General features: G+C 58.4%; 13 protein-coding genes. 5 read left to right on the forward strand and 8 right to left on the reverse strand.

Translation table 11 applies throughout. The annotated features are described in order from the left end of the window. Window position 1 precedes the first annotated feature (1 nt). Genes N5923_RS19245 through N5923_RS19265 form a run of 5 tightly spaced genes read left to right on the forward strand, consistent with a single transcriptional unit; the run spans window position 2 to window position 5,365 of the window. Window positions 2-967: an ABC transporter permease gene (locus tag N5923_RS19245; protein WP_267144763.1), complete on the forward strand. Its 966-nt coding sequence runs from the start codon at window positions 2-4 to the stop codon at window positions 965-967. Window positions 968-969: 2 nt separating this feature from the next. Then, on the forward strand, window positions 970-1,848 hold the full coding sequence (locus N5923_RS19250; protein ID WP_267144762.1) for an ABC transporter permease: 879 nt from the start codon (window positions 970-972) through the stop codon (window positions 1,846-1,848). Then, on the forward strand, window positions 1,845-2,858 hold the full coding sequence (locus N5923_RS19255; RefSeq protein WP_267144761.1) for an ABC transporter ATP-binding protein: 1,014 nt from the start codon (window positions 1,845-1,847) through the stop codon (window positions 2,856-2,858). Before N5923_RS19250 ends, N5923_RS19255 begins: the two co-directional genes overlap by 4 nt. Continuing rightward, complete coding sequence (locus tag N5923_RS19260; RefSeq protein WP_267144760.1) at window positions 2,855-3,796, forward strand: ABC transporter ATP-binding protein; 942 nt, start codon at window positions 2,855-2,857, stop codon at window positions 3,794-3,796. Before N5923_RS19255 ends, N5923_RS19260 begins: the two co-directional genes overlap by 4 nt. Before the next feature lie 15 nt (window positions 3,797-3,811). Further along, the gene (locus tag N5923_RS19265) at window positions 3,812-5,365 is read left to right on the forward strand and encodes a class I adenylate-forming enzyme family protein (RefSeq protein WP_267144759.1); all 1,554 of its coding nucleotides are present in this window, start codon (window positions 3,812-3,814) and stop codon (window positions 5,363-5,365) included. A gap of 56 nt (window positions 5,366-5,421) precedes the next feature. Here the strand turns inward: N5923_RS19265 and N5923_RS19270 are convergent, their stop codons facing one another. The 8 genes from N5923_RS19270 to N5923_RS19305 form a co-directional block, all read right to left on the reverse strand. Beyond that, window positions 5,422-5,733: a contact-dependent growth inhibition system immunity protein gene (locus tag N5923_RS19270; protein WP_267144758.1), complete on the reverse strand. Its 312-nt coding sequence runs from the start codon at window positions 5,731-5,733 to the stop codon at window positions 5,422-5,424. Window positions 5,734-5,735: 2 nt separating this feature from the next. Further along, window positions 5,736-6,569, reverse strand: a complete 834-nt coding sequence (locus N5923_RS19275; protein WP_267144757.1) for an RNase A-like domain-containing protein — start codon at window positions 6,567-6,569, stop codon at window positions 5,736-5,738. 412 nt (window positions 6,570-6,981) lie between these two features. Continuing rightward, complete coding sequence (locus tag N5923_RS19280) at window positions 6,982-7,824, reverse strand: VOC family protein (RefSeq protein WP_267144756.1); 843 nt, start codon at window positions 7,822-7,824, stop codon at window positions 6,982-6,984. Further along, window positions 7,821-8,930, reverse strand: a complete 1,110-nt coding sequence (locus N5923_RS19285; RefSeq protein ID WP_267144755.1) for an alkylhydroperoxidase domain protein — start codon at window positions 8,928-8,930, stop codon at window positions 7,821-7,823. The genes N5923_RS19280 and N5923_RS19285 overlap by 4 nt, the downstream gene beginning before the upstream one ends. After that, on the reverse strand, window positions 8,927-9,958 hold the full coding sequence (locus N5923_RS19290) for a putative FMN-dependent luciferase-like monooxygenase (protein WP_267144754.1): 1,032 nt from the start codon (window positions 9,956-9,958) through the stop codon (window positions 8,927-8,929). The genes N5923_RS19285 and N5923_RS19290 overlap by 4 nt, the downstream gene beginning before the upstream one ends. After that, entirely contained in the window at window positions 9,955-11,586 is a 1,632-nt protein-coding gene (locus N5923_RS19295) for a dipeptide ABC transporter ATP-binding protein (RefSeq protein WP_267144753.1), read from the reverse strand. Before N5923_RS19295 ends, N5923_RS19290 begins: the two co-directional genes overlap by 4 nt. Continuing rightward, window positions 11,583-12,437, reverse strand: coding sequence for an ABC transporter permease (locus N5923_RS19300; RefSeq protein ID WP_267144752.1), 855 nt, complete (start codon window positions 12,435-12,437; stop codon window positions 11,583-11,585). Before N5923_RS19300 ends, N5923_RS19295 begins: the two co-directional genes overlap by 4 nt. Continuing rightward, window positions 12,434-13,378 carry an ABC transporter permease gene (locus N5923_RS19305; protein ID WP_267144751.1) on the reverse strand — a complete coding sequence of 315 codons (945 nt, stop codon included), beginning with the start codon at window positions 13,376-13,378 and terminating at the stop codon, window positions 12,434-12,436. The genes N5923_RS19300 and N5923_RS19305 overlap by 4 nt, the downstream gene beginning before the upstream one ends. Window positions 13,379-13,380: the final 2 nt, after the last annotated feature.

Genomic DNA, 13,380 nt, shown 5'->3' on the forward strand with positions numbered 1-13,380 from the left:
CATGCTGCGTTTGATTATTCGACGTTTATTGCAGGGGATCCCGCTGATGTTTGGGGTGATCATTATCAACTTTGCCCTGATTAAATCGGTGCCGGGCAGTCTGCTGGATGTGATGAGCGCGGAACAGCAGGTGACCGATCCAGCGATGATTGAACGCTTACGTCAGCTGTATGGCCTCGACCAGTCCGCGCTGATGCAGTTGCTGAATTATCTCGGCTCGGTGTTGCGGCTCGATCTCGGCTTCTCATACCGCCAGAACATGCCGGTGCTGGATGTGATTCTGGCGCATCTGCCCGCCACGCTGATTCTGATGCTGGCCAGCATTGCGCTGGCGGTGATGGTTGGCGTCAGTGCTGGTGTGCTGGCGGCGATTAAAGTCAACAGTGTCTGGGACACGCTGATCTCGGCGCTGGCGGTGCTCTGTTTTGCCGCTCCCAGTTTCTGGCTGGGGATCATGATGATCATTCTGTTTGCCGTCAAACTGGGCTGGTTCCCGGTGGGAGGGATGGAAACCATTGGCAGCAACTTAACGCCATGGGGGCGGGCGCTGGATATTCTGCATCATCTGGTGCTGCCCGCGCTGGCGTTAGGGCTGTTCTATGCCGCGACCTATGCCCGCGTGATGCGCGCTTCAATGCTGGAAGTGTGGCAGATGGACTTTGTCCGCACCGCCCGCGCTAAGGGGCTGGGACGCGCACAGGTGATTATCGGCCATACGCTGCGCAATGCGCTGTTGCCGGTGGTGACGCTGCTCGGTTTGCAGCTGGGCACGGTACTGGGCGGCAGCATAGTGATTGAAGCGGTATTCAGCTGGCCGGGCATTGGTCAGGTGCTGTTCGACAGCGTGATGAGTCGCAACTATCCGGTGGTGCTGGGAGTACTGGTGCTGAGTTCGTTACTGGTGATCCTGACCAATATTGTGGTGGATGTGATCTACTCCCGTCTCGATCCGCGCATAAGGAACTAAACATGTCGGTTATCCCTGTTAGTCAGGGGAAATCGTCGCGTGACCTGTTTGCCGGGTTACGCCGTTTTTCCCGTCATAGCGGCGCGGTTATTGGCGCGCTGATTATTCTGCTGATTGTTATTGCCGCGCTAAGCGCCGGCTGGCTCTATCCCACCGATCCGTTACGGATTGTGGCGATGCCGGAGATCTGGCCCTTTACCGACAGCCACTATCCGCTGGGCACCGATTCACTGGGACGTGATATTGCCGCGCTGATTGTGCATGGCGCGCGCGCCACCCTGCTGATTGGAGTGGTGGCCAGCGTTGCCGCCACTACGCTCGGCGTCACCGTCGGCGCCTGTGCCGCCTGGTTTGGCGGCTGGGTGGATGAGCTGCTGATGCGTATCGCTGAACTGTTCCAGATTATCCCTAACGTAGTGTTTGTGCTGACCATTGTCTCGGTGCTCGGGCCGCAGATGGTCAATATCATTATTGCGGTCGGTCTTGTTTCCTGGCAGCCCATCGCCCGCTTAACCCGCGCTGAGTTTTTATCCTTTAAACAGCGTGAATTTGTGCTGGCCTGTCGCGCTTGCGGTATGAGTAACAGTCGCACGGTGATCAGCGAAATTCTGCCCAACGTGCTGCCGCCGGTGATTGTGCTGGCCTCGCTGGTGGTGGCTGGCGCCATTCTGTATGAATCGGTGATCTCGTTTCTTGGTCTTGGCGATCCCAATCTTGCCAGCTGGGGACGACTGGTCGGTGAAGGACGCACGCTGATCCGCTCATCCTGGTATATCTGCGCCATCCCCGGCGTGGCGATTATGCTGGCGGTTCTGGCGCTGAATCTGATTGGCGACGGCCTGAATGATGCCCTTAACCCGAAACTGAGGGAGCGCGGATGAAGCCTTTGCTGGAAGTACAGCAGCTTAACGTTGAGCTGCGCAGCCGCCATTCACGGGTGACGGCGCTGAATTCCCTGTCTCTGTCGATCTGGCCCGGTGAAACCCTCGCGGTCGTCGGCGAGTCAGGTTGTGGCAAATCGCTTACCGCGCTGGCGCTAATGGGGCTGTTGCCTGATCCGGTGGCCAGCATTACCGGCGGTGAGATCCTGTTTGAAGGACAAAACCTCGTCAACCTGCGCGAGCGTGAGTGGCAGCGGCTGCGCGGACGGCGTATTTCGATGATATTTCAGGATCCGATGAGTTCACTGAATCCGGTGAAAACCGTTGGCCAGCAGCTCACTGAGGTGCTGCGTCTGCATCTCGGACTCGGGCGGCAGGCGGCCTGGGATCGCGCCGTAGAACTGCTAAAGCGCGTGCATATCCCGGACCCGGTGCGGCGCATGCGTGAGTATCCGCATCGTCTGTCGGGCGGCATGTCGCAGCGCGTGATGATTGCGATGGCGATTGCCTGCGAGCCGGTGCTGCTGATAGCCGACGAGCCCACCACCGCGCTGGATGTCACCATCCAGGCGCAAATCCTCGCGCTGTTGCGCGAGTTGCAGCAACAGAGTGGCATGGCGCTGATGCTTATCACCCACGACCTTGGCGTTGTAGCGGCGATGGCGCAGCGGGTGGCGGTGATGTATGCCGGCAGAAAAGTGGAAGAAGCGCCGGTGTTGCCGCTGTTCGACCAGCCGCAACATCCCTACACCCAGGGCTTACTGCGCGCGACGCCAACCTCCGGACGACCGGGCGAGCGACTGATTGATATTCCTGGGCGCGTACCGCAGCTGGCGGAATTGCCGCCGGGCTGCGCCTTTCACGATCGCTGTCCGCTGGCCCAGCCACAGTGCCGCCAGCAGCAGCCGCAGCTGGTCAGTCTCTATCCGCAGCATATCGCCGCCTGTTTTGTCGCGCAGCAGCAGGTACAACCGCTACCGCGTGTCGCTGCGGCCGGAGGATATTTATGAGCAGATTACTTGAAGCGCGTGAGCTGACAGTGCGCTATCCCAGCGCCGACGGCGAGGTGTTTGCCCTGTCAGGCATCAATCTGGCGCTTAATGCCGGGGAAACCGTTGGGCTGGTGGGTGAATCGGGATGCGGTAAATCGACGCTGGGTAAAGCGCTGATGCGACTGATTCCGGCCGAAGGGGAAATTCATCTCGAGGGGCGCAATGTCAGCGAACTCAGCGGTAAACAGCTGCTGCCGTTTCGTCGCCAGGTACAGATGATGTTTCAGGATCCGCAGGGATCGCTTAATCCACGTCAGCGGGTGGGCACCAGTATTGCCCGTCCGTTGCAGGTGGCGGGCTGGAAGCGCGCCGAAATTGAGCCGCGGGTGGCGCAACTGCTGGAACAGGTTGGCTTACCGGCGTCAGCGGCACAACGCTACCCGCACGAATTTTCCGGCGGTCAGCGTCAGCGGATCGGCATTGCCCGCGCGCTGGCGCTGGAGCCGCAGGTGGTGATCTGTGATGAACCGGTATCAGCGCTGGATGTGTCGGTGCGCGCGCAGGTGATCAATCTGATGCGTGATATCCAGCAGCGTATGGGCGTGGCGTATCTGTTTATCTCCCACGATTTATCGGTGGTGGAGTATCTCGCTCATCGGGTGCTGGTGATGTATCTCGGACGCATTGTCGAGAGCGGGCCGACCGCCGATATCTGGCGGCAACCGGCGCACCCGTATACCCGCGCATTGCTGGCGGCGGCGCCGGTTGCCGATCCGCGCCAGCCGCGCATGCAGCCGCTGTTGCAGGGCGAGCTACCCAGCCCGCTTTCACCGCCTGACGGCTGTGCATTCCATACTCGTTGCCCCCATGCGCAGGCTATCTGTCGCCAGCAACGTCCGCCCTTAACCCCTGTTACATCTGAGCGACAGGTGGCCTGTCACTTTCACCTGAGCTGAATTCGGAGCAACACCATGACAACACCACAGATTAACCTTGGCGATCTGATTGACCGGCGTTTACCGCTGGATCGCCCGGCGATTATTGACCTGCTGAATCCGGCGCAGCCGCGCAGCTACACGCATCAGCAAATTGACCAGCTGGCGGGCGGGGTGGCGCATTACCTGCAACAGCAGGGCTATCCGCGTGGCAGCAGCATCGCGATTGCCTCACTGAACCGGGCGGAATATATCGCCACTTACTTTGGCATTATGCGTGCCGGGCTGGTGGCGGTTCCGCTGAATATCAAAGTGCCGGTGGATACGCTGCACTATTTTATTGCCGATGCCAGCATCCAGCTCGCCTTTGTCGATCATGAACGCCAGGCATTACTGGCCGGAGTGGTGCCGCTGATCAATTTTGATCAGACCGATGCCGGCGGCTTTGCGCAACGGATTCAGCCGCAGGACTTTGCCAGCGTCGAACCGCAGGCGAACGAACTGGCGATGATGCTGTATACCTCCGGCTCGACCGGGCGGCCAAAAGGGGTGCCATTAACCCATGCCGGACAGCGCTGGGCGCTGGAAGCCACCCGCTTTGGCGGCGTCGAGGTTGATGGCGCACAGGATCGTTATCTGGTGGCGCAGCCGCTGTTCCATATGAATGGTCTGTTTCTGACCAAACGGGTATTTGCCGCCAATGGTTTACTGGTGGTGCTGCCAGCGTTCAATATTGACAGCTATCTGCGCGCGCTGTCGGACTACCGCATTAATATCGTCACCGCCGTACCGACCATGTTTGCCCGTCTGCTGCGTGATCCGGGTTTACTGGCGCAGTATGACTTTAGCGCGCTCAGAAAAGTGATGCTCGGTTCCGCGCCGATGACGCTGGCGCTGCTGGACCGTATCAAAACCGCGTTCCCGGCGATTCAGATCAGCCACGGCTACGGCACTACCGAAGCCGGTCCGGCGGTATTTGGTCCACATCCGCAAGGTATCCCGACGCCACCGCTGGCGCTCGGCTATCCGCTGGCGCAGGGTGAGGTGGAATTAATCGGCGATGACGCGCCGCTCAGCGGCGTGCTGCGGATGCGTAATCCGGCGGTGACGCCGGGTTACCATCGCCTGGCGGCAAAGAGCGCTCAGGTGCTGGAGCATGGCTGGTACAACAGTGGCGATGTGATGCGCCGCGATGAGCAGGGGTTCTACTACTTTGTTGGTCGCGCTGACGATATGTTTGTCTGCTCCGGCGAGAATATTTATCCGGTCGAAGTAGAGAAAACACTGGAAGCGCATCCGCTGGTGCGCCAGGTGTGTGTGGTGCCGCTGCCGGATGAAGAGCGCAGTCAGGTGCCGGTGGCCTTTGTGGTGTTGCAGCCGGGCAGCCAGCTGAGTGTCGAAGAGCTGAAACAGCATGCGCTGCGGCTGGCACCCGCTTATCAGCATCCGCGCCGCATCGCTTTTGTCAGTGAGTTGCCGTGGGCGGGTACCAACAAGGTTGATCGCAATGCTTTGCTGAACTATGCCCGTCAGCTGGAGCAGCAAAACGGCTGGCTGAACAGCGATATCGCGGTGGCGGGCTATCGCTAAAAACTAAAAGCCCCTTTCGGGGCTTCATTTTAGTATGCTTTAAACTGTGCGCGCTCTCACGATGGGTCAGGTAGCGATGCTTTTACTTTTTCCCTGAGTAATTCAAGGAAATCGCCCGGCGTCGTCTCCCACAATTCAGTCGAAAAATCATCACCATATCGTGCCTGAAAATCTTGATCGAAATTGTCACATTCCTGATAAAACTGGTCTATATCACCAATCATTCCTTCTCTGAAGGCAACCGGCGTGTCAGCAATCCAGGCGTCAATCTGAGCGCTGACACTTTCACCGCTACCAAACAAATCGTAATCTTGTCCAAAATAAATTGCTATCAGACTGTCCAGCCCGAACGTATTTATATTTTTCATAGCTAAACCATTGGAAAAGATGTCAGGAGGAAATATGGCTTTCCATGCCAGTATTCAAATTTCAGAATTACCCGAATCTTATAACAATCCTGAGCTTTTCTGGAACCCCTACTGACTGAAATACCAGTCTTTCTGCCAAAACTCCCATTAAATACCATTTTAAGATTTTGTCCGGAGGGGACATTTTTAGCCAAAATAGCAATTTGATTCTTATTGTTCCTCAGTACCTTCGAAATAAGGATTTCTGCATCCTGTGTGGATATAAAACTACTCGACTGCATAAGACGTGGGGACGATTCCAGTCGGGCAAATAACTCTTCTGTCGTTTTACCAACGTGTTTATCAATGGTATGACCAGCCACCCTGCTTCCGGAAGGGGCTTCATGCGTCAACAGCTTTATCCGGCCACTTCTGATCGCAACAACTCGCTCGGCACCAATTGCGAATGAGAAAGCAACTGGGATCGCCAGATCGACCGTAAATCCTACTTTCATTGCCGTTTTCTTGTCTGCCCCAAGAGACTCGGCCAGTGAGACCGCGGAGTTATACGTGTCACTGCGGGTATCGCGCCCGGTCCAGACCTGACGGAGTGAGGCTTGTAAGGTGTCAAGACTGTGTGTGCCTACAATCACGCACCCGGCTTTAGTCAGCATTGTTGGTTCGGGTACAACGCACATTGCGCCAGCCCCAAACATCTCGACAATTCCTCCAGCAATTCCCAGACCACCGTAAAGCCGGTTGCTCATGCTTTCTCCCTCGCTGACGCTTTGATCAGATAAAAGTGCCGCAAGTTGTACTGGGGACAAAATAATTTTCATACCTTCATCAGAATCCATCTGCATTAATCCATTTCCGTAGATTTTTATATGACATCCAGAACGTCTATGACATCCAGAACGTCGGTGCCATCTTAACTGATAACATGGTTAACACGATCTGCTTTCATTATCCATATGATGCTTCTTTCTTCCTGAATTTACCGCGATCATATCAACAAATGCGTCGTCAGGCCCTGCTAAAAGAATGACAAGCTGCAGACGGAACCCCATTTCCTTATGCGCGTCAGCGCATGGAGGCACCAGTTGAAGGCTATGAGAGAGCGTTAGTTTCCCGGCGCCGGTGACGCGGATTTGCACCATAGCGAATGTGGCATTGGTTATTACGGGGGCCGAAAACGGATCCCCTACATAAGCCTGTGAATTTTTGTAGGGGCGGCGTTCTCGCCGCCCCTTAATCACCCATTACCGTTTAACCACGAAACACCAGAGCCAGATTAAAGCCATCAGCGGCGCTGACGGCAATGCGCTGTGGCTGCTCGCTAAAGCGAATATTTCCCGCCAGCAGACTCTGTCTCACCTGATCCAGTGAAGTGGTGTGGAAGCCCAGCGCCACCATGCGCGGCGTACCATCATAATCCTGCGGCAAATCGCCCAGCTCGCTGCGCGCCTGATCGCCGCTAATAAAGCGGACGCGCGTTTCTCCCGCCTGTAATTGCAGGCTGCCGTTTTCCGCAGCGACAATCTGCGCGGCGGTAAACAGCTGGCCATACACTTCCGCCGCTGCCGCCGGATGATCCGCGGCAATCACAAATTCAGTGATATTGGTGACGCCATTGCGATGCACTTGCCAGGCGGGCTGCCATACCGCTTCCGGCGTCAGATGCTGGCAGAAAAAGCTGCGGCCATTCGGCACGCTATCGGCGCGCAGTCGGGTGGTGCGAAAGCGCGCCTGCTGCTCACTGCCATCCGGTAGCGTAACCGGCCGGAAGAATGATGCCGGGGGATCGCCCGCCAGCTGCTGCTGTTGCAGGTGCCGGAACACGGCGTCGGCATCCTGGGTTTTCCATACCAGTCCGCTCAGGCCGAGCGGAGACTGCCATAACTCCTGGCGCACGTTGCCGCGCTCCGGCTCATAGCCAAGCAGCTCCAGATAGTTCTCGCCAAAAATCGCCAGATGGTTACTGGATCCCAGCGAATGGTGACCGCGTTCGCTGAGCTGAAAACCCAGACGGCGAAACAGTTCACTGGCTTCATCCAGCCGATCGGCAACGTTAATCACCACATGGTCGACTACCGGGGTTAACTGGCTCATAGTGTTTTCTCCTCTGCGATATAGGGTTCGCCCAGTGTCAGCATCAGGCGGTTGGCCCAGGCAAAAAAGGCCGTGGACTGTAATAAATCGAGCAGTTCCAGCTCACTTAAACCCTGATCGCGCAACGCCTGTATATGCTGCGGCGCGGCACTGGTCGGGGTGGCGGAGATCGCCGCCGCAAACTCGATTTCAGCCTGCCAGCGCGGCGACTGGTGTTCACTCAGCACTTTGCCAGGCGCGACATCCAGCAGCTGCTGAATGATCTCCGGCTGTTTTGACAGTTGCGCGGCTTTACGCGCATGCACCGAGGCGCAGTAGATGCAGCCATTGACTTTGCTGGCGACAGTGGCGGCCAGCTCCCGCTCGGCGCGCGGCAGGCCGCCGGAGGTAAAGAAGATGCCTTTATCGGTCAGGGTTCGCTGTTCAAGCAGTGGCAGATTGCGTGCCAGCAGGCGGAAGTAATCGGAATCGCTGTGGCCGAAGCGCGCCAGCGTCTGCTGCTGCTGCGGATCAAATTCGGCCAGCGGTTTGGCGGCAATCCACGGTTCCCACTCCAGTTCGCGCTGAGTAAAGGCCACCGGCGCGGTTTTCCCACTGTGGCTGAATGGCTGGGTATGCCAGACGCCAGCGGTGACTGCCGGGTTGCCATGCGCGGCCACCGGCCGGTCGGCCAGTAAACGCAGGCCATGCAATACGCGGCTCTGGAAGCTGACAAAAGCGACCAGTTGTGACAGTGTCACGATAGCACTCAGCGTCCAGCCCGCCTGTTGCAGCGCGCCCAGATGGGCAGCGGTAGCGGTTACCGGCTGAAAGGTCAGCCGTTCGGCATGATCCAGCGCCAGTTGCAGACGCTCGCCCGGCGGCGTGTTACCCGCTTGCTGCGCATAATGCGCGCTGAGGATGCTGTCCTGATGCCAGAGCGCGACCTGCGCGGCGAGAATAAAACGTTCATCACGCGGGAAATCAGCATCATCCTCGCTGAACAGCGCGAGATAACTGCCCTGGCTGTGCGTCGTGGCAGCCTCACGCTGCTCACGGGCGGCGGCCAGCGCCGAAGCGGGATCGATTTCGGCCAGTCCGGCGAGTAAATCGGTAGTCTGAGTCATGCAGGTGTTCCTTGTGCAACGGCCGGGAGTGAAGCACTCCAGCCAAGAGTGGGGGCTACTTCACTGGCAATCAGTTCGATCGAACGCAGGATCTCCTGATGCGGGGGATCGATGGAGTGCACCTGGAAGGAGATATCGGTGGCACGCAACAACGTGCTGTCCGTCGCCAGCGATGCGCTGACCTCCTGCGGCGTACCGAGATGCACATCAAAAGCGGCAATATAGTCATCCAGCGTATCACCCTCCACCTGATGGCCCGCCGCGCGATGGTTCTGCGCCTGCGCGCTTAATCCCGGCAGCGCCAGCGTACGTGCCTGCTGACGGCTGTCGCTGACAAAAGCGGTGCGTGAGGCGAGAATGCGCGGCGCCACGTCCGGCGGCAACGCCGCCAGATAGGCATCGATCATCGGATTCTGAATGGCATCCAGCGGCAGCCGCGGCTGACCCTGTGGACGCGGTTGCGTGCGGGACAGCATCAGGCCTTGCCCCGCCTTGCCCGCGCGTGCGGCGCCTTCAACCGAAAAGGTGGCGATCCACACCCGCGAAGCCAGTTGTGGCGCCGGTGGATAAAGACGGTTATCGGCATGACCTAAGGTATCGCCGTTCCACGCATCCAGCAGCCGCTGCAGATGTTCAGCGAATACCGGCCCGCGTTCGTCAATATTGAGGCCAAAAGGCAGAAATGAGCTCGGCGTGCCGCCGGAACCGAGGCCAATCTCCAGCCGTCCCTGCGCCAGTAAATCGAGCACTGCCGCATCTTCGGCGACGCGCAGCGCATTCTCCAGCGGCAGGGTAATAATCGCGGTGCCAAGACGGATACGGCGAGTTTGCGCCGCCGCATACGCCAGAAACACCAGCGGCGAAGGCAGGCCGCCTTCATTTTCATGGAAATGGTGCTGGGCGATCCACGCGGTATCAAACCCGTGACGTTCGGCATGTTGAATCTGTTCCAGCGCCAGACGATAGCGCTGTTGTGGCCCGGTTTTATCCAGCAAGCGGGTAAAGAAGCCTAAGCGTTTCTGGCTCATGCGAACTCCTTCTGTGGTTCGGCAAGTAAAGGAATGGCGTTAATCAGCTCCTGCGTATAGTCGCTGGCAGGCTGGCTGAACAGGGTAGCGACATCGCCCTGATCGACTACCTGACCGGCGCGCAGGACGGTCACGGTGTGTGCGATACGGCGCACGGTGGCGAGATCATGTGAAATAAACAGATAGGTCAGCCCCAGCTGTTGTTGTAGCTGTTGCAGCAGACCGAGGATCTGCGCCTGCACCGTAACGTCGAGCGCCGAGGTCGCTTCGTCCAGCACCAGAATATCGGGCTGTAACACCAGCGCCCGGGCTATCGCCACGCGCTGACGCTGACCGCCGGACAGCTCGCGCGCTTTGCGTGTCAGCAGCGTCAGCGGCAGGGCGACGCGTTGCGTCACTTCCTCAACCCGCTGCTGGCGCTCAGCTTTACTCAGTGGCGCAAAGTTCAGCAGCGGCTCGGCGATAATATCGAACAGGGTTTGTGTCGGATCGAGTGAAGCAAAGGGGTTCTGATACACCAGCTGAATTTTTTGCCGCAGCTGGCGCAGCGCTTCGCCGCGCAGTTCAGTGACATCGATATCGTCGAGCAGCAGCTGGCCGCTGTCAGCACGCTGAAAACCGAGCAAAATACGCGCAAGAGTGGTTTTACCGGAACCGGACTCGCCGACCAGCGCATGGGTGGTACCGCGTGTGACGCTGAAGGAGATATCGTCCAGCGCGCGCAGCTGCGCCGCATGGCGATTGCCCAGAGCGAAGGTTTTGCTGAGATTGCGCACTGTAATCGCCGGTGACGAGAAGCGTGCCGCTGTACTGATTACGGTGGGCGGCGCCAGTGAGCTGAGATCGGCAAACAGCTGGCGGGTATAGGAACTGGCCGGTGCGTTGATCACCGTCTGAGTGTCGCCCTGTTCCTGAATTTCACCGTCACGAAACACCAGCAGCCGATCGGCGCGCTGTGCGGCCAGCGCAAGGTCGTGAGTGACAAACAGCACCGCGGTGCCAGACTCCTGACGCAGTTCATCGATCAAATCGAGAATGCGTTTTTGCACCGTCACATCCAGCGCGCTGGTCGGCTCATCAGCAATAATTAATGCCGGTTGCAGTGCAATGGCAATGGCGATCAGCACCCGCTGCTTCATGCCGCCTGATAACTGATGCGGATATTGCTGCGCGCGCTGCTGCGGATGGCTTAATCCCACGCGGGTTAACAGGGCGATAACCCGCTGGTCGCGTTCGCTGCGGCTGAGGCGCTGATGCAGCGTCAGGATTTCCGCTACCTGTTCACCAATGGTTTTAACCGGATTTAGCGAACTGCCCGGATCCTGCGGAATCAGACTGATGCTGGCGCCACGCAGGCTATCCAGTCGCCGCTGCGACCAGTCGCTGATATCGACGCCATTAAGCAGAATACGGCCGGATTCGCGTACGCCATTCTCCGGCAACAGACCGATAATCGCCTGCGCGGTGGTGGTTTTACCAGAACCAGATTCACCGACTAACGCCAGCATTTCGCCCGCCTGAAGCTGGAATGAGACGTTATGCACCACCTGATGCTGCTGATGACCGCGACGGTAGCTTAAGCTGAGATTTTCCAGTGCCAGTAGCGGCGGTGGGGTTGCAGTACTCATCGGCGTGCTCCTGAAAATTGACGGCTGACACGGTTGGCCGCTAATACCACGGCGATCACCACCAGACCAGGAAAGGTGGTCAGCCACCAGGCGGTTGAGATGTAATTACGTCCCTCAGCGATTAACAGTCCCCATTCCGGGGTTGGCGGCGGGGTGCCATAACCGAGAAAGCTAAGGGTCGACAGCGCCAGAATGGCATTACCAAACTGCAGCGCGGAGAAAGCGATTACCGAAGTCAGCGAGTTGGGCAGAATATGCCGCCATAACACCGCGAAGAAGGTGCCGCCGCTGCCATAAGCCGCTTCAACATAATCGCTGTGTCGCACCCGCACCACTTCGGCGCGCGCCAGGCGGGCAAAGTTGGCGACCGACGTGATACCAACGGCAATCGCTGCATTGACGGTGCCAAAACCCAGCAGAATAATCACGCTAAGCGACAGCAGCAGGCCTGGAATTGACAGCAGCACATCGATAATCCGCATCACTACGCTTTCGGTTTTGCCACCGGTGGCGCCAGCCAGCACGCCCAGCAGCGTGCCAATCACCAGACCCAGCGCGACCGCAACCAGCGCGCCGGAGAGCGAGTGCGAAGCGCCATAGACAATACGGGCATAGAGGTCGCGTCCCAGCTGATCGGTGCCAAGCCAGTGTCCGGCCTGCGGCGCAAGGCGCTGCGCCCCGGCGATACCTTCGGTGGCGCTGAAGCTGGTAAACAGTCCCGGTGCAATGGCGGCGAGAATCGCCGTCAGCAACACCAGCCAGGCAAGCAGCGCGCCAGCCTGCCAGCGATAACCTGGCGAACGGCGCACTGGCGTGGTTTTAGCGCGACTCAGATGATCAACAAGGCTCATGATGTCACTCCGCTCCAGGTTTGCAGCCGTGGATCCAGCAGTGGGGTAATCAGGTCAACCAGCAGGTTGATGACGACAAAACCTGTTGCCGAAATCATCACAATCGCCTGTAACACCGCCACATCCTGATTATTTACCGCCTGCTGGGTCAGCTGCCCGAGGCCGCTAAGGCCGAATACGGTTTCGGTAATCAGCGCACCGGCGATCAATTCACCCAGCAGCAAACCGGCGACGGTTAATACCGGCAGCAACGCATTCAGCGTGACATGACGCCATAACACACCGCTGTAGCTGGCGCCTTTGGCACGTGCGACGGCGACAAAGGGCTGGGTTTGCACCTGATCCAGACTGCGGATCAGAATTTGCGCCAGCGGTGCGGAAATCGGCACCGCCAGCGTAATAATCGGCAGGATCAGACCCTGCAGCGGGCCAGGGTTAATCACCGGGATCCAGCGCAGCTGGAAGGAGAACAGCTGAATCAGCGCGATACCCAGCCAGAAAGTGGGAATCGAGATAAACAGCGACGGCAGGCTTTGCAGGGCATTTTTCAGCCAGCGGAAGCCCACCAGATTAGAGGCAAAAGCCAGCACCGCGGCAATCAGCACCGCCAGCGCAAAACCGGGCAGCGCGAGGCGTAAAGTATCGGGGAAATTACTGGCAATCAGTTCGCTGACCGGCACGCCTGCCTGCACTGAATAGCCAAAGTCACCGCGCAGCATCGCCAGCAGGGTGTGCAGATACTGCTGCCAGATGGGGCTGTCGACCCCATAGGCCTCACGCATTTCGGCAATCTGCGCCGGGCTAAGACCCAGATCGGGATTCTGGAATTTAATCAGAATCGCATCGCCGGGCAGCACCTGCAACAGCACAAAGGAGACGCTAAACGCCGCCCACAGTACCAGCAGGGCCTGACCGACACGCTGTGTAAGATAGCGTTTCATCG

Source organism: Winslowiella arboricola, from assembly GCF_025527015.1.
GTDB classification, from domain to species: Bacteria; Pseudomonadota; Gammaproteobacteria; order Enterobacterales; family Enterobacteriaceae; genus Erwinia; species Erwinia arboricola.